The 21,256-nt window shown below is 39.6% G+C and carries 22 protein-coding genes and 1 pseudogene; 10 read left to right on the top strand and 13 right to left on the bottom strand.

All coding sequences use genetic code 11. From position 1 onward, the window contains the following. Nucleotides 1-16: 16 nt before the first annotated feature. Nucleotides 17-1,114, bottom strand: a complete 1,098-nt coding sequence (locus F908_RS01530) for an AI-2E family transporter (protein ID WP_005156434.1) — start codon at nucleotides 1,112-1,114, stop codon at nucleotides 17-19. Nucleotides 1,115-1,455: 341 nt separating this feature from the next. On the opposite strand from F908_RS01530, the gene F908_RS01520 reads away from it, so the two are divergent. Next, on the top strand, nucleotides 1,456-1,860 hold the full coding sequence (locus tag F908_RS01520; protein WP_005156420.1) for a hypothetical protein: 405 nt from the start codon (nucleotides 1,456-1,458) through the stop codon (nucleotides 1,858-1,860). A gap of 73 nt (nucleotides 1,861-1,933) precedes the next feature. Here F908_RS01520 and F908_RS01515 read toward each other — a convergent pair whose 3' ends face one another. After that, nucleotides 1,934-2,578, bottom strand: coding sequence for a ParA family protein (locus tag F908_RS01515; RefSeq protein ID WP_005156418.1), 645 nt, complete (start codon nucleotides 2,576-2,578; stop codon nucleotides 1,934-1,936). Nucleotides 2,579-2,706: 128 nt separating this feature from the next. Between F908_RS01515 and F908_RS01510 the strand changes: the two genes are divergently transcribed. Next, nucleotides 2,707-3,174, top strand: a complete 468-nt coding sequence (locus tag F908_RS01510) for a Holliday junction resolvase-like protein (RefSeq protein ID WP_005156416.1) — start codon at nucleotides 2,707-2,709, stop codon at nucleotides 3,172-3,174. Nucleotides 3,175-3,188: 14 nt separating this feature from the next. On the opposite strand, the gene F908_RS01505 is transcribed toward F908_RS01510, so the two are convergent. Continuing rightward, nucleotides 3,189-3,812: a class I SAM-dependent methyltransferase gene (locus F908_RS01505; RefSeq protein WP_005156415.1), complete on the bottom strand. Its 624-nt coding sequence runs from the start codon at nucleotides 3,810-3,812 to the stop codon at nucleotides 3,189-3,191. Nucleotides 3,813-3,981: 169 nt separating this feature from the next. Between F908_RS01505 and F908_RS01500 the strand changes: the two genes are divergently transcribed. Beyond that, nucleotides 3,982-4,545, top strand: a complete 564-nt coding sequence (locus tag F908_RS01500) for a hypothetical protein (RefSeq protein WP_005156413.1) — start codon at nucleotides 3,982-3,984, stop codon at nucleotides 4,543-4,545. A gap of 44 nt (nucleotides 4,546-4,589) precedes the next feature. Here F908_RS01500 and F908_RS01495 read toward each other — a convergent pair whose 3' ends face one another. Both F908_RS01495 and F908_RS01490 read right to left on the bottom strand, forming a co-directional pair. Continuing rightward, nucleotides 4,590-5,165 carry a hypothetical protein gene (locus F908_RS01495; RefSeq protein ID WP_005156411.1) on the bottom strand — a complete coding sequence of 192 codons (576 nt, stop codon included), beginning with the start codon at nucleotides 5,163-5,165 and terminating at the stop codon, nucleotides 4,590-4,592. A 19-nt stretch (nucleotides 5,166-5,184) separates the two neighbouring features. Then, on the bottom strand, nucleotides 5,185-5,964 hold the full coding sequence (locus F908_RS01490; RefSeq protein WP_005156408.1) for a class I SAM-dependent methyltransferase: 780 nt from the start codon (nucleotides 5,962-5,964) through the stop codon (nucleotides 5,185-5,187). Between the two features lie 121 nt (nucleotides 5,965-6,085). Here F908_RS01490 and F908_RS01485 point away from each other — a divergent pair, with 121 nt between their 5' ends. Next, nucleotides 6,086-7,360, top strand: a complete 1,275-nt coding sequence (locus tag F908_RS01485) for a hypothetical protein (RefSeq protein ID WP_005156405.1) — start codon at nucleotides 6,086-6,088, stop codon at nucleotides 7,358-7,360. Between the two features lie 58 nt (nucleotides 7,361-7,418). Here the strand turns inward: F908_RS01485 and F908_RS01480 are convergent, their stop codons facing one another. From F908_RS01480 to glyQ, 6 genes are all read right to left on the bottom strand, one after another. Next, on the bottom strand, nucleotides 7,419-7,961 hold the full coding sequence (locus tag F908_RS01480) for a hypothetical protein (protein ID WP_005156403.1): 543 nt from the start codon (nucleotides 7,959-7,961) through the stop codon (nucleotides 7,419-7,421). A 154-nt stretch (nucleotides 7,962-8,115) separates the two neighbouring features. Beyond that, complete coding sequence (locus tag F908_RS01475) at nucleotides 8,116-8,562, bottom strand: hypothetical protein (RefSeq protein ID WP_005156399.1); 447 nt, start codon at nucleotides 8,560-8,562, stop codon at nucleotides 8,116-8,118. Nucleotides 8,563-8,598: 36 nt separating this feature from the next. Next, a complete protein-coding gene (locus tag F908_RS01470) occupies nucleotides 8,599-9,015 on the bottom strand; it encodes a hypothetical protein (RefSeq protein ID WP_005156396.1) in 417 nt (138 codons plus the stop codon). A 101-nt stretch (nucleotides 9,016-9,116) separates the two neighbouring features. After that, nucleotides 9,117-9,998 carry a hypothetical protein gene (locus F908_RS01465; protein ID WP_005156391.1) on the bottom strand — a complete coding sequence of 294 codons (882 nt, stop codon included), beginning with the start codon at nucleotides 9,996-9,998 and terminating at the stop codon, nucleotides 9,117-9,119. 70 nt (nucleotides 9,999-10,068) lie between these two features. Then, nucleotides 10,069-12,138 (bottom strand): glycine--tRNA ligase subunit beta, encoded by a 2,070-nt coding sequence (gene glyS, locus F908_RS01460; RefSeq protein WP_005156388.1) that lies wholly within the window; start codon nucleotides 12,136-12,138, stop codon nucleotides 10,069-10,071. Continuing rightward, nucleotides 12,138-13,127 carry a glycine--tRNA ligase subunit alpha gene (gene glyQ, locus F908_RS01455; RefSeq protein WP_004641159.1) on the bottom strand — a complete coding sequence of 330 codons (990 nt, stop codon included), beginning with the start codon at nucleotides 13,125-13,127 and terminating at the stop codon, nucleotides 12,138-12,140. Before glyQ ends, glyS begins: the two co-directional genes overlap by 1 nt. Before the next feature lie 301 nt (nucleotides 13,128-13,428). On the opposite strand from glyQ, the gene F908_RS01450 reads away from it, so the two are divergent. The 4 genes from F908_RS01450 (at nucleotide 13,429) to F908_RS01435 (ending at nucleotide 17,183) form a co-directional block, all read left to right on the top strand. Continuing rightward, nucleotides 13,429-14,691 carry a putative DNA modification/repair radical SAM protein gene (locus F908_RS01450; RefSeq protein ID WP_005156386.1) on the top strand — a complete coding sequence of 421 codons (1,263 nt, stop codon included), beginning with the start codon at nucleotides 13,429-13,431 and terminating at the stop codon, nucleotides 14,689-14,691. A gap of 2 nt (nucleotides 14,692-14,693) precedes the next feature. Beyond that, nucleotides 14,694-15,488 (top strand): TIGR03915 family putative DNA repair protein, encoded by a 795-nt coding sequence (locus tag F908_RS01445; protein ID WP_005156385.1) that lies wholly within the window; start codon nucleotides 14,694-14,696, stop codon nucleotides 15,486-15,488. 54 nt (nucleotides 15,489-15,542) lie between these two features. After that, the gene (locus F908_RS01440) at nucleotides 15,543-15,959 is read left to right on the top strand and encodes a lysozyme inhibitor LprI family protein (protein ID WP_005156384.1); all 417 of its coding nucleotides are present in this window, start codon (nucleotides 15,543-15,545) and stop codon (nucleotides 15,957-15,959) included. 111 nt (nucleotides 15,960-16,070) lie between these two features. After that, the gene (locus tag F908_RS01435) at nucleotides 16,071-17,183 is read left to right on the top strand and encodes an HPP family protein (protein ID WP_005156382.1); all 1,113 of its coding nucleotides are present in this window, start codon (nucleotides 16,071-16,073) and stop codon (nucleotides 17,181-17,183) included. Between the two features lie 61 nt (nucleotides 17,184-17,244). On the opposite strand, the gene F908_RS01430 is transcribed toward F908_RS01435, so the two are convergent. Next, complete coding sequence (locus F908_RS01430) at nucleotides 17,245-17,514, bottom strand: PspC domain-containing protein (RefSeq protein ID WP_005156379.1); 270 nt, start codon at nucleotides 17,512-17,514, stop codon at nucleotides 17,245-17,247. A 346-nt stretch (nucleotides 17,515-17,860) separates the two neighbouring features. On the opposite strand from F908_RS01430, the gene F908_RS01425 reads away from it, so the two are divergent. Further along, on the top strand, nucleotides 17,861-18,532 hold the full coding sequence (locus tag F908_RS01425; RefSeq protein WP_005156377.1) for a hypothetical protein: 672 nt from the start codon (nucleotides 17,861-17,863) through the stop codon (nucleotides 18,530-18,532). Between the two features lie 53 nt (nucleotides 18,533-18,585). Here the strand turns inward: F908_RS01425 and F908_RS01420 are convergent, their stop codons facing one another. Then, a complete protein-coding gene (locus F908_RS01420) occupies nucleotides 18,586-20,409 on the bottom strand; it encodes an acyl-CoA dehydrogenase C-terminal domain-containing protein (protein WP_005156376.1) in 1,824 nt (607 codons plus the stop codon). 239 nt (nucleotides 20,410-20,648) lie between these two features. Here F908_RS01420 and F908_RS01415 point away from each other — a divergent pair. Further along, nucleotides 20,649-21,161 (top strand): annotated as a pseudogene (locus F908_RS01415) (hypothetical protein); the annotation flags it as partial. Nucleotides 21,162-21,256: the final 95 nt, after the last annotated feature.

Genomic DNA, 21,256 nt, shown 5'->3' with positions numbered 1-21,256 from the left:
AAATCGTGTAAGTAGATTACGACTTTGTTTCAGGTGGCGCTTCAATGGCAGCGATTGGCTCCTGAACATTCTCATGCAGCCATTCACGCCAGATTGCCAATAAAATAGCTAAGATGACTGGACCAATAAATAAGCCTACTAAACCAAAACTTGCGATTCCTCCTAGCACACCAAACATAATTAAAATGAATGGAATTTGAGTTGCGCCTGAGATAACTAAAGGTCGAATCACATTATCTGAACTACTTACAATCAAGAGACCCCATGTAATCACACCAATTGCTTCGACAGTTTGGCCTTGAGCAAATAGCCATAAACCAACCCCTAAATAGGAGATGGGAGTTCCAAATGGAATTAAGGCCAAAATAAACGTTACCATGGTGAGTAGCATTGGGTTCGGCACACCTGCTACAAAGTAACTGAGACCTGCTAAAATGGCTTGTGCCACAGCAGTTAATCCCACGCCATACACTACAGCGCGTGTTGTTTCTGAAATGGTTTCTAGATAATGGTGTACACGTGGGCCAATCACCATTTCCATAGCGCGGCTGACCTGTGCCAGAATCATCTGTCCATCCCGATAGAAAAAGAATAACGTCATGATGGCAAAGGTCAGTTTAACTAAATTCCGACTAATCTCACTCAGTACAAAACGGCCATAGCTCAAATGACCTTGTATCCATTCGGCAACATTCTTCGCAATACTATTCGGATCGGCACTTAATTCATTGACTGTACGACTGATATCCTTACCCACAATCGGAAGTGTTTTTATAAATTCGGGGACTTGAATATGACCTGAAAATAATTGTTTTTGTAAATTAAAATATAAATTTCGGCCTTCGAGTTGCAGCATGAAAATGGCACAAACAAAGGGAACCCCAATCACTAAAATGACTAACGTAATCATGATCGTTGCATTTAGCGTTGGTCGATTTTCACCAAAAAAGCGACGTTGTACCCATAAATAAACAGGCCATGTCATATAAGCAATAATCGCTGCCCAAAGAACAGGAACGATAAAGTATTTGAGAATGCTGAATCCCAAATACATTAAGACAAAGAACAGTCCAAACAATAAAACACGTTGTAATGTGGGAGCGTATTGTTGCACAAGCTTCCGTCTCTAGGGCTAAAAGTTGAATAAAATCATATTAACTGAAAAATGCGTCCAGTAAAATTTTCATTCAGTAATTTCACGTTGAAATCTCTAAATGGAATCAGGGGCTAAACCGCTGGCATGTTTCAGCGAACTGATCATGATAAATGGAATGGTTGGGGATCGCAGTATATAAATTCCCAAAACATTTTTGCTACACTTAAGGCTGAATTACAGCAACTTACCATAGCAACATTTGCTATCGACTTTAATACAGGAGTTGCCAAAGAGTTACAAAGCGTATTGTTATATTGAATTCATCACACATCCATAAAGTGAATTTAAGGAGCAGTTCGATGACACATTCAAATAATCAGGACAATACCTCTCCAAAAACAGGTCAGGACCATCATTCACAACCGAATAACAGCAACGGTACACAAGCTGAAAGCGCAGTGGCTACCCTCTTGAACGGTGATAAACTCAGTTATCAGCAAGTGGAAGGCCTGACGGACAGTGATCAATTACAGCAGGCTATAGAAAGGGAAGATATTCCTAAAAATCCTGAAAATGCACTACAGGAGCTAGGTGCGGAACGTGAACAGGCAATCCAGTCAAATGATGGCAGTCACGGTAACGAGACCATCCGTAAAGCTATGGAAAACCTCGATAGTGATGAAATGAGACATAACCTGAAAGATGAGGGTGATGACACAGACCAACCTAGCCGAAATCCTGCACCTTTCATTGAACCTAAATAAAGATAAGTTTTATTAATGCAGTTACATCAATGGCCTCATGCCTTGTTCCATCCTGCTAATGGAGCAAGGCGGCTTAAAACCATTCACTTGGATCATCGACTAACTGATTCAGAACGGGTTGCCATTGGCTTTGAATACTCACAAAATTTTTCTGTGGTTTATCAAAAATACTTAAACCTTGCATAGCCAACGTGCCATAAGCACTACGTTCTGAAATCCATGCGACAGGTTCTTGTTCAATCTTATTAAAGAAGTCTTGAATATCTTTTGAACTAGAGCTATTCGCTTTCACGCGATTGGCAATCAACAGAATTTGTACTTTTCCTTTGCGTATACGTTTGATGTCTTGTAAATGTTTTAGGAACCGACGCGTACTATCAATATCAAAGAATGAGGGCTGTAAAGGCGTCACAATGGCATGGGCTTCGCTGACCAATTGTTCTGCATGCTCACCTGACAGTGCGCCTGGGGCATCAATGATTAAATAATCGAGATGTTTGGGTGCATCACCAATTGATTTCTCATGCCTCCAGTCGAGGCTTTGAATGGCAGCAACAGTTTCAGGACGTTGTTTTAACCATTGTAATGATGATTTTTGATTATCAGCATCAGCTAACGCGACTTTATAGCCCTTTTGTGAGAGTGCTGTGGCAAGCGTAATGGCTGTCATGGTTTTACCACAGCCACCTTTTTGATTTGCAATTAATATTGTCTTCATGAAATTAGATTTTTTAACAAGCGTTTTGTATTCAACTATACCTTAGCATCTTTTTCAGTAGAGTGTGTGACACATGACAAAAGTTTAATGTTGCAGTTAAATAGCAGATTCAGAAAAAGGAAAGTTTTATGTCAGTTTGGCTTGCAATGTTAATTGGTGGTTGTATTGGTGTTGTGATTACCACGCTGATTTTGTCCAATACGCGGAATGGTCGTATTCAGGCGGAATATGAAAAATATATTGCTGAATTAGAATTAGAACATAAGCAAGCTTTGCTAGATGCACAGAAACGTAGTGTAAATACCAGTCGTGCGGTGTTAAAAGGAAAAATGGCAGAACAGTTTGCACCGATTTTACCTGAATTTCAGTATTTACCCAGTGATGCAAAATTTCTCGGTGATCCTGTCGATTACGTGGTTTTTGATGGCTATACCGATTTTCGTGATGGTGATGGGACTGCGGATGATATTGAAGTGATTCTACTTGATATTAAAAGTGGAGGTGCGCGCTTGAGCAAAGGACAGCAGGCAATTGCTCAAGCAGTACGTGAAGGACGTATTCGTTTTGAAACGCTAAGAATTGATTTTGAAAATTAATGACGGCTTTGAATTTATAACTTTTGCACGCGCGCCAATAGCATTTTTTGTGCAATCGCGGGAATACCATCTGCATCAAAATATTCTTTTTCAAGAAATTTAAATTTAGCTTGTGCAAGGTGTCGTTCAATATCGCGATTGAGATGGCATCCATCTCCAATCCTTTTCTGTATCGGAGTGAGTAGGGTCTGTAAGGATTGTAATTTGATGGAGTCAGGATGTTTCACATGCTCAATTAAATGAAAGGTGCCTGTAGGTTTCAACACTCGATAAATTTCTGCTAAGGCAACATCAAGTTTTGGAATACTACAGAGTGTCCATGTGGAAACAATATGATCTAAACTTGCATCGGCAAATGGAAGTTTCTCTGCGCTGGATGGTACATGCTTAATATAAAAAGGCGCATGCTGAACTCGTTCAACGGCAAGATGATAAATGTCTGGATTGGGTTCCAAAGCATAAAGTGAGTCAACATTGCCATAAAAAGGAATATTTAAACCTGTACCAAAACCTATTTCGAGGACTTCACCTTCGATAGGAACCAATAATTCACGACGCTTATCCATCAAACTTGCAGTCTGCATGACTTGATTGAGTAAATGTGGGAAAACTCGACGTTGATAGAATTGATAAATCATAGAGATCCATTCGTTGATTCAGATTAGAGAAATCAGTAACAAAGCCACAAAAATATGACTAAAGTAAGTTTGATTGTTACTAAAAAAAGTAATTTTTTTCATCGTCTAAGCATACTATGAAGAGATACGCTTTTCTAAGAATTTAGTTAGATTTTGAGGGTGATGAGCCATGAAAAAACGTCTATGGATGAGTTTAGGCATGGTGGTTATGCTTGGGCAGACACATGCATCGACCAGCGGAATAGAATATAACATTGCCAATGGTTTATCGCCGATCGCAAAGGATCAGTCTATTTCGGTGTTACAGCCTTTTTATGGCAACTTCCGTATTCTTGGTTCTAAAATGTACCAAGATGACGAACAAGCAAAATTTTCTCCGATTGATTATGCCGTGAGTTGGGGTTTGTTTGCCAAGCCCGAGATCGCACGTAAAATTTCAGTAAATCAATATGACCGCTATTTGAATTGGAAAATAGATAAGCTACCTGTTCCTGTAAATCAAGCCATGCAAATGGTTTCCAATATGCATATTATTCCCGCAAATCCTGAAATTGCCCAGCAAATCAAACAAGTGAAGCGTGGGGATTTGGTGCAGTTGAAAGGTGAGTTGGTTGAGATTCGGGATAAAGATTTGGTTTGGCGATCTTCTTTAACACCTACGGATACGGGTGATGGTGCTTGTGAGTTATTCCGTGTTAATTCAATTCAGTGGATAGAAAAACAAAAAATCTAATCTTGTTGAACAAGAGAGGGTCGTATGACCCTCAATTTTTTATATCACTCGCTCGCCTTTTTAGTTTCTGTTGGTTGAGAACTTTTCCAATGGTGTAGTTGGCTTTGCGCATGTAGATATTCATTTAAATGATCAACTTGTTTGGCCGTATCAGTATTTTCTGTGGTACTCGCTAAGGTACTTTGCTCAAGTACTTTGGCTTGATTATCCCAGTATTCATATAAAAGTCCTTGAATATATCGACCTTGTTCTGTTTTGAGTTCTAACTCTTTCAGCATATTCAATGCCGATTGAACATTATCTGTTTGGCGTTGCTGTTCAAACGCTGGAGTGAGCGTATTGGCTTCTTTCATCTTTGCCAGCTCTATTTCCATGCTGTCGCTCATTTCGGTAAAACGACGGTCATAGTCATCTAAAATCGCAATATCATGCGCATCGTCAGCCGTTGTAGGGAACTGTTTAATCGGGATTTGCTTAAGCTGACCAATGGCATCATTAGAATTTTGAGTTTGCTGTTCTTGCTGAGAGGGTGCTTTAGGATCTTTGTTACAAGCACTCAGTAATAGTGTAGAGCTGATCAAGCAACTGAGTGCAATCGTGGTTTTAAATTTAAAGGTCATAGAAACACCTGATTTATTGTTACTTTGCTATTTTTTGGAAATGGTAGGCAAAGGTTGTATAAGGAAAATCAATCTGATCTTGAGCAGTTTGGCCTGTAAAATCAAATACAATTTGTTCAAATCTTGCTTTTAATTGCTGTTGTTGATGTTCTGGCATTGCTGCAATAAAACTCGTGGAAAGTAAGCGTTTGCTGACCACTTGTTCTACTGTGCCTGTATGTTTGAGTTGAAAGGTCTGAAGACCGTTGAATTGAAAGAGCTGTTGTTGCTCAAAAACCTGTTTCCATTTCTCACTATGATAACGTGGTGTATCTGCTTCAAATGGTGCGATTTCATCGGCCAACGCTTTGACCCAGTCAACAGTAATATCACGTTGATTCCAAAGCAGTCCAAGATGCCCCGTAGGAATTAATACCCGATACATTTCCTTGAGCGTTTCGATATTTGAGAACCAGTGAAAAGATTGGGCACAAATAATGGCGTTAATGGATTCATCCTTGACCAGAAGTTGATCGCTTGAAGTCTGTAGACATTCGACTGTGTTATAGCGTTGCTCCAGTTGTTCTCGCATCGCTGTCACAGGTTCAACCGCAATCACTTTTGCCTGTGTCTGAAGCAGGAAAGGTAAGAATTTGCCAGTCCCTGAACCGAGGTCAATAACAGTGGAATTTTCACCGACTTTGAGCTGATCTTGCAGCCAAACGACGATTTCTGGTGGGTAACTGGGACGAACTTGTTGATACAGTTCAGCCCCTAAACTAAAGCCTTTTTGAGCCGAAGGATGTAAGGATTGTGTCATTTTTTGCGCTTTTTAATCTGTCTTATCTCTATAAAATAAGATACTCCGCAAATAGGGTTTGGCAAAGACATCATTTGATGGCTTTTTGCGACAAGCCTAGGATTAATTTTTCAGTGTGAGCATGGATAAGCAAATAATATTTGAAGATGAACATATTCGCGTTATTTTTTTAAAAGGTTCAAGTGACACTTTAGTGGTTTCGTTTGGCGATTTGATTAGTCGTGCCAAAGGAATGTCAATTAATGCTGAAAAATCACTCATAAAATATCAATACAATGTGATTGGCATTATGCCGAAGCAAAAATCTTGGTTTCCTCAAAGCAGCATGCTTGAGATGCAGCGACAGATTCAACCGACCTTACAACAGTTTGAGCAGATTGTGGGTTATGGTGGATCAATGGGGGGCTATGCTGCGATTAAATATTCTAATTTATTGAATATGCATAAAATCGTTGCTTTTGTACCACAATATTCGATAGACCCTGATGTGGTTCATGATCGCCGTTATGCAGAATTTTTTGATGCATCTATTCATCAAAATATGCAGATTCAGGCAGATGAAGTGGATTCATCTCGTGAATACATCATTGTCTATGATCCATATTATGCAGAAGATAAAGAACATTTCTTAAAAATACAGCCCTTATTACCAAAGATGCATGTGATTCATTTGCCTTTTACAGGACATGAAGCACTCTCGGTTTTGGCAAGTTCGCAATTACTCAATGATTTTGTTGAGCAACCTTTTGAGATTACTTATTTTTATAAGCGCGTTCGAGAGGTTAAAAAGCAAAGTAAGTTCTACTATCGCCATGTACTAGATGCATTATTGACCAGACATCATCAAGCTTTATTACGAATCTTGCAAAATAACAATTTTGAATTAGATGAACGTTATTTTGATGCTGTTCTTAAGCAAAAATTGGTTCAACAGTTATTTAATCTACAACAGGGTACTGAGCAAAATTTACATAAATTAGGTGCGCATGCACATTTTGTTCAACAAATTCAAACAGCAGAGGCCAACGTCTGTACCCCACAAAACCAATTCTTGGTTTTTAACTTGATTAGTTTAAAACTTGAAAGCTATAGTGCAGAACATATTCAGGAGAATTCACAATACCTTGTGCCTTTGCACTTAAAGCCGAATGCACTAGTTGAGTTAAATTTAAACGATGAATATTATTTCTTGACCATGAATGATCGGGGGATTCATAAACTGATCAAGTTCGGTGAAGCTTTGGCTTTGGATCAGTCTTTATTGATTTTTAAACGTTATCCTGAATTTTATCAACTCAGTTATAAAAACTTGACCTTGAGTTGTGATGATCATGGGCAGGGACATTTTATTGAAAATCATGCAGATGAGCAGACCAAACTACAATTGATAGATTAAACGACATAATCAAAAGCCCTTTGCTTAAGCAAAGGGCTTTTAACGATGGGTTAGAAAATTAGTTTGTACCCACTTTTGCATTGGTATTTACGTTCGCATTCACACCTAATACTTTCACACCAACATTGGCACCTGCCTGAGCCTGTTTCCTGTCTGCATTCAAGCCCGTTTGTGCCTGAATGGATGAGTTTCCAACGTTAACCCCTGCTTGGGTATTCAGGCCAATCGACTTTTGCTCAGCCTGATGTTGCTGATGACGTTTTTTTGCTTCTGCTCTTTTTTCAGCAGCAAACTCCTTGCCATCAGCAGCTTTATCTACCGCATAATCCTTAGTGTTTTTAACCACTTTCGCGGTTTTGTCTACCACCTGTGAACCCACATTCACACCTGTGTTCACGGCCGCATGACCAACATGTTGTGCTGCATGACCAACGCCTTGTGCTGTGTTAGCAACTGCACCTGTAATGCCTTTTACCAATCCACCAGATTGAACATTCACTTGAGCAGATCCATTCGCATTTACCCCTACATTTTGTGCAAAAATAGAGGCAGAAGCGAGAATACTTGTTGTCACGATAGCTGTTTTGATCATTTTCTTCATTGCGATTTCCTTAAGCGATGTACCGTTTGGGGTACTTCATCAACGCAACTGCATCATAACGAGCAAAAGAAAGAAAGCGATGGATTTCAGCAAAACTTTACAAGCACATTACAGCTCAAACACACTCTGGATAGAAATTGTGGAGATGGCAAACTTAGCTACATTGGTCCAAAACGGTTTGGTTAAAGTAGCTTTTTAACTTGTCAAAGTTATGTTTTACCTCAGGTTTCTGAATGTCAAATACTGTGGTTTTTCGCGTTTTCTGATCTAATACAGGTTTTTCAGTGGTCGCATTGAATAAACGATTCGGCACATATTGATAGGTCTCAGAAAAAGCCCGACTTAACTGATTGCCTTTAAATTCCCATGATTCCGTACTCTGCCCACCATCAAAATAACCTGTAAACTGGATCATACAATGATTCTTGTATTTATTTAAGGATGCGGCATTGGTCTTGGTATCGGGTAGGGCATCAATGTTCTGAACCACTTGCAGTTGCTGTAAAGGCTGCTCGGTTTGAGAAGAGAGCGTTGAACACGCGGTAAAGCCAATACTACTGACTAAACAAAGCAAAATGGTTTTAAAAGGCATAACTGTCATTGTTTCATTCATTCCTATAAATTTTGTTCAATCGTATTAATTTGATGAGGGTTGACTCAGTTCAGCTCGTTCGATTGGCACATTTCCATTATTTGTACCTACTACAGCATCCTTGGTGTCTTGCCATTTTTTAGCAGTATATTGTTTGGCTTTTTCGGTTTGTTCCTGAACAATGACGGATTGTTCAGCCGTGTATTCTTTGGTGGTTTTCCACTTTTCACTGATTTTTTGTGATGTATTTTCCGATGCACCTTGGATGGATTCACCTAGGTTTTGTAGCCCTTTACCTGTTTTATACAGCAATACTCGACCAAGGCTCGGGTTGTCACCATAAGGAAGTGTTTTTTCAGCCGTAGTCGTGTTTGCATTTGTGGCTGTTGTATTTTCGGTTGCCCAGAGAGAAGACGATGCGATCAGTGCAGTCGTTAAACACAGTGCAGGTACTTTTTTCATCATCTTTTATCCTTTTGCCAATATTGTTGCAATTCAAGTTTTATAGCTTATCGCCAAGTTCAAGAAAAGAATGTAGGTGATGTGAAATTGATGAGGATAAGTTATAAATTTTCGTTATCGTAATCTTCTAGTGCAGGTATAAGGATGTTCTGGATTACATGTGCCTGTCGATCAATTTGTTCAGATGTTAGATTTGCATTATCTGTATGGTGGGCTAGTGAGTTTCTAAATTTTAGTATTGGGATTAACTCATAGTATATTGGTTTGTTAATTTCTTGAATATTAGTAAGATCCTCAATTGCCTTTCTTAAAGGTGGAGTATTTCTTGTGGGGAATTTTATATTGAATTTTCTTAGGATGGCTTTTTCTAATTTGGAAAATTGAATGAAAAAATTACCTATACTTTCTCTAAGTTTAGTTTCATTATTTAGGTTGTGATTCTCTTGATTCATATCCTCATTGTTATTTTTCTCTGTTTGTTGTGAATCATTGAAACTTTCGAGGTATTCATCATTTAACTTTGCTAACCGTTGAGGGTCAAAACTGTATATAACAAGATAAGTTAGATAAAAACAGAAATATAAAAAGCCACAGGTTGATGTGGTAATAAAAAAATCCTGAAAACTTAAATAGTTGAATGAAGATAGAACTAATAAACAACAAGTTATAACTAGTAAGCCTAGGACAAAAATTATAATTAAATTGTCAAAGACTATTCTCTTTGCACTATGGACAGCAGTATCCCAGGTTTCATCTTCAATTCTTTTCTTTTCTAATTGATCAAAAAGATATGGTATGGCGACTAGGGTTAATGCTAATAACCCTGCAATTACTTGAGCGATTACAGAGTATATGTATAAAATAGAATTCTCTGAAAGTTTTATATAGTAGAAGTTACCTATCTCGATAATGGTTGATGGTACAAAAGAGAATAGAATAGCTACAATTAGAAAGTAGACAACCTGATTTGATATTTTTTTCATATTAATAAGACAAATAAACCCTACTAATTATATAGCGGGGTTTATTTAAAAGATCAAGAATTATAAATACTTAACCCTGCAGCACACTTACATCCGCAATTGCCGTGAACAAATCACGCAACTGAGCCAATAAACGTAAACGGTTGGCTTTCAGTTCAGCGTCGTCTGCCATCACCATCACGCCTTCAAAGAAAGCATCAATTGGCGCACGAAGTGCTGCAAGCTTAGACAAAGCTTCTGTATAGTTACGTGCCGCAAGTAAAGGCTGAACCACTGGTGTAAGTGCTTGAAGCTCGGCATAAAGCGCTTTTTCAGCAGCTTCAACCAGATTCGTTTCAACCACAGCACCTTCAGGTGTTGCTTCTTTGGCAAGAATATTGGCAACACGTTTATTTGCCGCAGCCAATGCAGCCGCTTCTGGTAATGTACGGAAATGATTGACCGCAGTCACACGCTTATCAAAATCAAGTGGAGATTTTGGTGCAAGTGCTTGAACAGCCTGAATCACATCAACCGCAACGCCTTGGTCTTCATATTTCGCACGGTAACGACCTTCAAGGAATGCAACGGCATCCGCACGGGTTTTATCGTGATCTTTAATGATGTCGCCATAACCTTGCAAGGCAAAGTTAACCAGTTCTTCAATCGTCACATCAAGTTCATTTTCAATGATCAAACGTAAGATACCGATTGCAGAACGACGTAATGCAAATGGGTCTTTAGAACCTGTAGGCGCTTGACCAATACCAAAAATACCAACAAGCGTATCTAAACGATCTGCAAGCGCAATCGTTGTACCTGTTTTAGTTTGTGGTAATACATCACCGGCAAACTTGGGTAAGTATTGCTCACCTAAAGCTTCAGCAACTTCATGATTCTCACCTTCAAGGCGAGCATAATACGTGCCTGCAATACCTTGAAGTTCAGGGAATTCACCTACAAGTTCAGAGGTCAAATCACATTTAGCCAGTAACGCTGCTTTCTCAGCATCGGCAGCATTTGCACCTGTAATTGGTGACAATGCTACTGCTAATTTAGCAATGCGTTCTGATTTGTTCCAAAGCGTACCTAATTGTGCTTGGAATACCATATTCGCAAGTTTTTCTTTACGAGATGCAAGCGGTTGCTTTTGATCTTGTAAGAAGAAGAATTCCGCATCCGATAAACGAGGGCGTACAACTTTTTCATTTCCTTCAATAATTTGAATCGGATCTTTTGACTCAATATTTGAAATAGTAATGAAGTAAGGCTGTAATTTACCTTCTGCATTGATCAAACAGAAATACTTTTGGTTGTCCTGCATCGTGGTAATCAAGGCTTCTTGAGGAACAGCCAAATAACGCTCTTCAAAAGTTGCACGTAATGCAACTGGCCATTCAACCAAGCTGGTGACTTCATCAAGTAAGTCTACTGGGACAATCGCAGTTGCATTAACTTCATCAGCTAACTTTTTCACTTGATCTTGAATGGTTGCTTGACGCTTTTCGAAATTCGCAACCACGTACGCTTTTTCTAAAGTTGCCAAGTAGTCATTTGCATGCGTCAAAGTCACGGCTTCAGGTGCATGGAAACGGTGACCATAAGTCACATTCCCTGCTTTATGATCTTGAATAGTTGCTTCAACCACTTGATCATCTTTCAGCAATACCAACCATTTTACTGGACGTACGAATTCAGTACGACTTGCAGCAGAACGCATACGTTTTGCGATAGGTAAGTTGTCTAATGCAGTTTGTAAAATTTGTGGCAGTAAAGCATCAAGGCTTTGACCTTTCACATCTTTCAAAAAGCAAACTTTTTCAACTTTGCCTGCTTGGAACGTCGAAAGCTGATCAACCGTGATGCCTTGACCACGCATAAAGCCTTCAAGTGCTTTAGTTGGTTTGCCTTCTGCATCATAAGCGGCTTGAACAGCAGGGCCGTCAAAACGTTTTTGTGTGTCTGCTTGAGCAGCATCAATATCAACAATTTTGAGCGCTAAACGACGTGGTGCAGCATAAGCTTCGATCGCAGCAAAATTTAAGCCTGCATCTTTTAAGCCTTTTTCCGTTTCAGCTTTTAAGGCATCACGTAAAGTTTTTAAGCTTTTTGGTGGAAGTTCTTCACAGCCAAGTTCGAATAAAACAGTATGCTTTGTCATTATTTATTCTCCTTCGCTTTTTCAGCTTGGGCTGCTTCTGCTTCAACTTGTGCTTTTAACTGTGCTAATACTTCATCACGTAAATGTGGTTCTGCCATTGGGAAACCGAGTTTCGCACGCGCAGCCACATAACTTTGTGCAATTGAACGCGCTAAGGTACGAACACGTAAAATATAACGTTGACGCTCAGTTACAGAAATCGCACCACGCGCATCTAATAAGTTAAAGCTATGCGATGCTTTAATCACTTGCTCATAAGCAGGAAGTGGAAGTTCAGCTTCCATTAAACGAGCTGCTTCAGCTTCATAGAAATCGAATAATTCAAATAATTTATCGACTGGCGCATATTCGAAGTTATAGGTCGATTGTTCCACTTCATTTTGATGGAATACATCACCGTAAGTGACTGTACCGAATTGACCTTTGGTCCAAACAAGATCGTAAACTGAGTCTACACCTTGAAGGTACATTGCAAGACGTTCTAAACCGTATGTGATTTCACCAGTAACAGGGTAGCATTCAACACCACCGACTTGCTGGAAGTAAGTGAACTGAGTCACTTCCATACCATTTAACCAAACTTCCCAACCTAAGCCCCAAGCGCCTAGTGTTGGAGATTCCCAGTTGTCTTCTACGAAGCGAATATCGTGAGTCAGTGTATCGATGCCGATCGCTTTTAACGAATCAAGATAAAGCTGTTGGATATTGTCTGGGTTTGGCTTAAGTACCACTTGGAACTGATAATAGTGTTGTAAGCGGTTTGGGTTTTCACCATAACGACCATCTTTCGGACGGCGTGAAGGTTGAACATAAGCCGCGTTCCAAGTTTCAGGACCTAATGCGCGTAAGAAAGTTGCAGTGTGGAATGTCCCTGCACCCATTTCCATATCATATGGTTGTAATACGACGCAGCCTTGCTCCGCCCAATAGTTTTGTAGGGCAAGAATTAAGCCCTGAAATGTATCAATATGCGATATAGCACGACTCATGGTGCATCCACTGGAATCAAACAAAAATTGTGGTTAAGTATAAGGATTTTCGGGTGCAGTGCAAAGGATTCAAGCGTTTCAGCGACAAGTTCTGATAATAAATTATTTAAACGCTTTTGTTTAATTTTCGAGTTAATTCAAAACGTACCTAATAGCAGACATATTTTCTCAGTTGGCAAAGTCCTGAATGGGAGACCATTCACATAAACGTCACCTCATGACGCATAACATCTTTATCGATCTTAATTTTCAAATCATGAAATGTTAGCTTTGAAATGATGTTGTCACTGAGGTGCTTGCTATGTCTGATCGCATTCGTGAAAAATTACAAATTCTTGCGGACGCAGCTAAATATGATGTGTCCTGTTCCTCCAGTGGTAGTGACCGTAAAAATAAAGACAAAGGTTTAGGCGATGCCAGTCGGGCAGGGATTTGCCATAGTTATACCGAAGATGGGCGTTGTGTTTCTTTACTGAAAATCTTGTTCAGTAATGTTTGTATTTTTGATTGCGCTTATTGTGTGTCACGCCGTTCTAATGATGTCAAACGTGCTGCATTTACCGTACAAGAAGTGGTTGATCTGACCATTAATTTTTATCGTCGTAATTATATAGAGGGATTATTCCTTAGCTCAGGTATTTTTAAATCCGCAGACTATACGATGGAGCGGATGCTGCAAGTAGTGAAAAAACTGCGTTTAGAAGAAAATTTTAATGGCTATATTCACCTTAAAACCATTCCAGGTGCATCGCCTGAACTGATTCATGAAGCTGGGCTTTATGCTGACCGTATGAGTATCAATTTAGAAATGCCAACTGAGATCGGATTAAAAACGTTTGCCCCTGAAAAATCACATCAAGAAGTACAAAAAGACTTGGGGCTAGTGCGAGATCGACTGATTCAACTCAAAGATGAACGTCAAATTATTAAGCATGTGCCGAAATATGTACCCGCAGGGCAGACCACACAAATGGTGGTGGGTGCACATCAGGAAACTGATCAAGACGTACTTGTGATGGCAGATCGACATTACAAGGAGTTTAAACTGAAACGGGTGTATTTCTCAGGTTATATTCCAATTAATACGGAAAATAATTATCTTCCTGCTGTCGGTTCAGCACCACCTTTGTTGCGTGAAAATCGTCTTTATCAAAGTGATTGGTTGATGCGTTTTTATGGTTTTGAAGTCAATGAAATCGTCAATGAAAAACACCCACATTTAGATTTGGATATAGACCCCAAACTGAGTTGGGCGTTGCGTCATCCCGAGCAGTTTCCAGTGGATTTAAATCGTGCTGACTATCGCATGATCCTTCGTGTACCAGGCATCGGCGTAAAGTCAGCCAAGAAAATCGTGCAAGCGCGTCGTTTTGGCAAGATACATACTGATTTATTGAAGCAACTCGGTGTGGCGTATTCACGTGCCCAGTTTTTTATTCGCTGTGAAGACAGTCCACGGTTTCAAAAGGAACTTTCTACGACTGATATTCGTCAGCAAATATTAACGCAGGGTTCATCTAAATACGTTAAACAACTGTCACCTCAATTGAGTTTAGGATTTTAAACATGCTCAGTGATGCGGTGGTTTATTACTACTTTGATGGCTCTATGGTCGGTTTACTCAACTGCGTATTTCGTGCTTTTCAATTCAAAGAGTTTCACGTGCAACTGTGTTTAAACCAAGTTGCACAGCATGGTTTATTTGCCACTGTAGTTGAAATTCCAAATCACGAGCAACATGCAGCACGTGTTTGGTCAGCTTTACAGCAGAAACTTTCGCATTCATCTCTGAGACAATTTTATTTTGCTTATTTGTCGGAATCGTTGGATGCCTATCAGCATTTATTTAATTACTGTATCTATGTTTTTCGGCATCAACATTCAGTCGAAAAAAATTACTCTCATCCCAGTGTTTTAGCGATTTCGCAATGGACGAAAAAGGTCGGGCGCGAAAAGCATCGTATGGAAGCTTTTGTGCGGTTTAAGAAAACCAATGATGGTTTATTTTTAAGTTTAGTTCGACCTGATTTTAATGTATTGCCTTTGATACAGCCGCATTTTAAGCGTCGTTATCAAGATCAACGTTGGCTCATTTATGACGAACAACGCAAATATGGACTGTATTATGACTTACACGAGATTCATGAGGTGTCTTTAGATGCTCATCAGATTGACCGTAATATTGAAAATGGCTCGAGTCAAAACTTCCAATTAGAATTAGATGAACAAGAAGAATTATATGATCAGCTTTGGAAAGATTATTTCAATAGTATCAATATTAAAGAACGTCAAAATGTGAAATTGCATGTGCAATATTTGCCAAAACGTTACTGGCGATATTTGAATGAAAAATATGTTTAAGGCATTTTTTTGATTATTATTTTAAAAATACCAACATAACAAAAGAGCACATTCATGACTAAATTAGTTTTAAAAACAGCAGTACTGATTATGGCTTGTTTGAGTACTTTGGTATTTGCCAAAACGCAAGATAAAGCGATAGATCCTTATAGCGAATGTGTCGATAACACCATTCAACGGCTAAAACTGGGGAATATCAATAATGCTGTGGTGGAGATCTGTAGCACCAGAACCAAAACTTTATATGCAAAGCAGATTGTGCAGGTATTGGATCAAATAAAAAAACAGAGTCAGGAATACAAGCAGCTCGAACGCTATCAGGACATTATGAAATCACAACAGCTCTGGAAAAATTTTGTCGATCAAGAGTGCCGTAATGCTGGTGCTTATATCGGTTCGCCGATGTATGAGTTTTGCCCCATGCAAAAATATGCAGAGCGATTGGAGCAATTGGAGGAGTATTTAAATTGACCTTGATCAGTTTTCGTTATTATTTAAAACTGTAATTTAAATACATCTTCAGTCTGAGTCGGCGTATACTGCTGCAACCAATGAAACAACACTATTCCAGCAAGGTGCATTGTGAGCTTTACCCAATCAGACTGGCTAAATTTCTTAAAACCGAATTACAAAATATTACCTTTGAAAGAACGTTTACTTTCAGGATTTGGTGCGCTTTGCGGTTTGGCAATATCGTCTTTAATTAGTTGGTATGTATTGGGCGGTATGAATGCATGGTATATCGCACCGATGGGTGCATCGTCAGTGCTTCTATTCGCGGTTCCCAACAGTCCACTGGCACAACCCTGGAATGTGGTTGTTGGAAATACGCTGGCAGGGATTATTGGGGTGGCCTGTACTCAATATTTGCCTGATCTGACCAGCGCATTTAGCGTGGCGGTTGGGTTTGCTATTTTTATGATGATGACTACAGACTCCTTGCATCCACCGAGTGGGGCAGTGGCGATTACCGCAGTTTTGGGTGGTGAGGCAGTCCATCGTCTAGGATTTCATTTTGTACTGTATCCCGTGCTATTGAACTCGATTTTACTGTTGCTATTTGCGGTATTTTTTAACCGTTTAATTGGGCGGCATTATCCCATTACTGCGCATGTCAATGAGCGTTCCAAAGACCCGACCCCAACACAGAAAGTCTCGATTCAACCCAAGGATATTGAATATGCCCTGGAGCAATACACCGAGTTGCTCGACATCAGCCAATACGATCTGGAAAAAATCATTCTGGAAGCACAGGAACATGCAAGTGAACGCTTGAACAGTCATTTTATCTGTCGCGATATCATGAGTCAGGATGTGATCAAGCTGCATGAAGATGATGATATTCATCAGGCGTTAGAGAAGTTCAAGGAAGTTAACCTGATGAGCCTGCCTGTGGTCAATATGGAAGAAAAACTGGTTGGAACGCTGGCTTTATATGAGGTGGTGGAGTGGTTTAAGGGGGCCGCCGATCCAAGAAATTCATGGCAGCATTATGTAAGGCAGATTATGAGTCGGCGTGTCGTGACTGTGGAACCGTCACAGCCGATTCAGGATTTAGTCCCCTATTTTGTAGAAAAATCTTTTAATTATATTCCTGTCGTGGAAAATCAACGTTTGATTGGCATGATTAGTCGTGCAGATATGATCGCTGCGCTTCAACAACAACTCAATCGTCAAAAGCTTCAATCAGAATAAAAAAAAGCTACGGTTGTATTAGGGGGAAATTCAACCGTAGCGACCAAAAGAGGCAAAGAAATTAACGTTTTATGCTTTGGTCTTCATAAACGGTTTTTACGGGCTGATTATAGCCTTGTACATAATCAACGCGACTTTGCTGTTGTTTTGGAATTACTAACCACAAAATCAGGTAAACCAAAATACCAGGGAAAGCGGCGCTCATGAGTGAAATCACTACAAAGATCAAGCGTAATAAATTTGCATTCCAACCAAAACGTTCCGCAATACCGCCCATTACACCAGCGATCATGCTTTGTCGGTTTGAGCGATATAAACCAGAATTGGTCATTTAATTTTTCTCCTAAAATATTTGATACAGCAGTAGAATGAGGCTTCATTCCTGATAAGTCGCTGTTAATAATAAGATAGGGATGAACTGGTTTTTTTAAAGTTTAAACAGATGGGAGAATCGTTACGGTGTGTAAAAGGCTGATGGAAAAAACGACAGTATCGCCTAAAATGCACCGACTTAAAGCATTCTGCTTTGTTAATTTGCTATTTCATCAAGTTACGTCCGCCATAATTACCCATTTGAGGGAATAGACGAATATTCAAATGCTTCCTATATTTTGCAGAACCATCGGATGTTTTTGAAAAAAGTGTGACAACGATGTTGATATTAGAGATTTGTGGATATGCAGTTCAGGTTCTTCTTACAGCATGTTAGTGTAGGATTTTTATTGAGTTTGGGCTTGAGTGCTTGTGATAGCTATCATCCAGATTCAATGAAAACATCAAACCAAGCGCAGCCAACTGGTGATGAAAGTTCTATTCCAGTCATGTTAGATGCTGAGCAAGCACGAACAAGTGCAAGTGAAGGAATGTCACTGACTGAGGTTGCTGGACAAGCAACAGTTCCTCATGTTGCTTCTAAACATATGACGCAACCGACTCAACAAGATATGCAATATGTTGGGCGCTATCATGCGCGTATTCCTTGTACTGATGCATTTGCCGGTTGTGTCAAAGATGAAAAAGAAGCGGAATATATCTTAAATTTATTAGAAGATGGTTCAGTTTATTGGACCAATACCAGTTTCGGGCGTTTGGGTTCAGATCCATCGCACAATATGGCCAAAATAGAGCGAACCTGTAAGCAGGTGCAATGGCATGTTGAGCCCACAGAACAAGAGATCGTTGTGCGCTGTGATGCGGTGGATGTGAATTTATATTATCGGATCAATCAGGACCAGAATCTTGTGATGGATCTGGATAAAATCTGGAATGGGGATCAGGGCCGCAACCGTAAGTTCTTTAAGGAATATCCATTTCCTAAAAAAGCCTATGTGTTTGAAAAGGCGGAATAGAAAAATGAGTATAAAAAAAGAGCGCATCAAGCGCTCTTTTTTGTGAGTTCCGATTAGTAATCGAAGCTGAAGTGTTCTGGAGCAAGAGAAGTCAAAGTACGTGAAGTCGTTACCATTGATTCTGCGTGACCTTGTGCACGTGGCAATAAACGGTCAAAATAGAAATCTGCAACTTTGATTTTTGCTTTATAGAATTCAGGCGTTTCAATGCCGTTACCAGCTTCTAGTTTTTCAGAAGCAATCACTGCTTGTTGAGCCCAGAAATAAGCCATCATCACATAACCAGAGAACATCAAGAAATCAGCAGAAGCAGAAGATACGATGTCACGGTCTTTGCGTGCTGCAAGCATGATGCGAACAGTTAATGTGTTCCATTGAGCGCAAACCTTAGTTAAGTCCCAAGCGAAGCGACGTAAATACTTGTTGCGAGCATGTGCAGCACAGAATTTTAAGATTTCAGCAGTATAGTCACGAACAACTTTACCTTTTGAGCTTAAAAGAACTTTACGACCTAATAAGTCAAGTGCTTGGACACCCGTTGTACCTTCATACAATGTTGAGATACGTGCATCACGTGCGATTTGTTCCATGCCCCATTCTTTGATGAAACCATGACCGCCATATACTTGGATACCATGGTTTGCAGCTTCCAAACCTAATTCAGTCAAGAAACCTTTAAGAATTGGAGTATAGAAACCAAGTTTGTCATCGGCAGCTTCATAAGCAGCTTGATCACCACTTGCCAATGCATCCGCCATCTTGTCTGCAAGTTTTGCAGCGTGGTAGATCATTGAACGACCGCCTTCTGCAACCGCTTTTTGAGTTAACAACATACGACGAACATCAGCATGGTGAATAATCGCATCAGCTACACGCTCAGGCTCTTTCTTACCAGAAAGGGCACGCATAGACATACGATCTTTCGCATAAGGTAATGCACCTTGGAAAGAAAGTTCAGCGTGAGCAATACCTTGAACCGCTGTACCGATACGTGCAGTGTTCATGAAGGTAAACATTGCATGTAAACCTTTGTTGATTTCACCGATGAGGTAACCAGTTGCATTGTCAAAGTTCAATACAGCAGTTGCTGAAGCACGGATACCCATTTTGTGTTCGATTGAACCACAAGATACGGTATTGCGCTCACCTACACCGCCGTCAGCAGTTGGGATAAACTTAGGCACGATAAATAAAGAAATACCACGGGTACCAGCAGGTGCATCTGGAAGACGTGCAAGTACGATGTGGATAATGTTTTCAGTTAAATCATGCTCACCCGCAGAGATGAAGATTTTAGTACCAGAGATTTTATAAGTACCATCAGCAGCAGGTTCAGCTTTAGTTTTAACTTGACCTAAGTCTGTACCACATTGAGGTTCCGTTAAGCACATTGTTCCTGACCAAGTACCTTCAACCAGTTTAGGCATATAAGTCGCTTTTTGCTCATCTGTACCAAACTGGATGATGGTGTTCATACAACCTGTACTTAAACCAGGGTACATGGTGAATGACCAGTTTGCAGTACCCATCATTTCAGACTTGATGAGGTTTAAAGACATTGGCAGGCCTTGACCACCAAATTCTTCTGGGTAAGAAAGACCTTGCCAGCCACCCATGACGAACTGGTCATAAGCTTCCTTGAAGCCTTTAGGTGTTGTGACTTCACCATTGTTAAAGGTACAGCCTTCTTCATCACCTGACTGGTTCAGTGGAGAAAGTACGTTTTCGCAGTAATCTGCCGCACCTTCAAGAATCATATCAACTGTATCTTTATCAGCATTCTGTCCACTTGCCAAAGTTTGGTAGTGTGCAGGATAATCAAACACTTCATTCATTAAGAAGCGAACATCACGGAGCGGGGCTTTATAAGCTGGCATAATCTTAATCCTGTATTTGAATCGTTTTGGATTATCTGTTTCGATACTTTGATTATTCACAATGGTGATAAAAATACATTGATAAACACTATGGAAAAGACTGTCAGAAAAGCGAATTAATCAGATGAGAGGGGCGTGAAAAAGTCAACTTTTCGCTGCTGTTTGAAACTCATTTTAAATATGAAAATGATTAAATTTACAGTTGTAAATATAATGATATAAGGGTATTTGGTAAAACTATGCGTTTAAAATATTTAACTTTATGTGTATTGGGGTTTAGTCTTTCTGCATGTTCCCAGCATGTCATTAAAACCAATTCAGGTTCTCAGAATTTAGAGCAAAAGGCAATTAATAGTCTGAATGCAATGTATGAATATCCGAGTTACGATTATCGTGGCAGATTTAAAGTTCATGTCGACCTAGATCAAAATAAATCAAACACCTCGTCAGAAAAGGCAACCTTAGATGCAGCACTCAAACAAAAAGTGAATCAATATTTACAAGAGCAAAAGGTTAATTTAAACAGCAAACAGAAGCAGGCACTTTATAATGCTTTGGCACAACAGCCCAAAAGTTCTGGTGGTTCTAAAGCTGATAAATTTGCTCGGATCATAGCCAATATATTGAATGATATGCAATTTGAATATGATGGTTCTGTGCATTATCGTCAGAAAATGGGGTCATTTAATCTGACAGCACGTTATGAAAAACCAACCTTGTTAGTTCAAGCAAAAGTGCCGATGGTTCTAGATTAGGACTTACGCATTGACGGATTCAAAAAAGTACTAAAATACTTTATAAAGTATCTGTGATCAGACGAATTAAACATGCTTCTAGAGCAACTTGT

Source organism: Acinetobacter sp. NIPH 284 (assembly GCF_000369425.1).
In the GTDB taxonomy this organism is placed as follows: domain Bacteria; phylum Pseudomonadota; class Gammaproteobacteria; order Pseudomonadales; family Moraxellaceae; genus Acinetobacter.
Note: the sequence above shows the minus strand (reverse complement) of the source record. Positions and strands in the feature narration are given on the sequence as shown.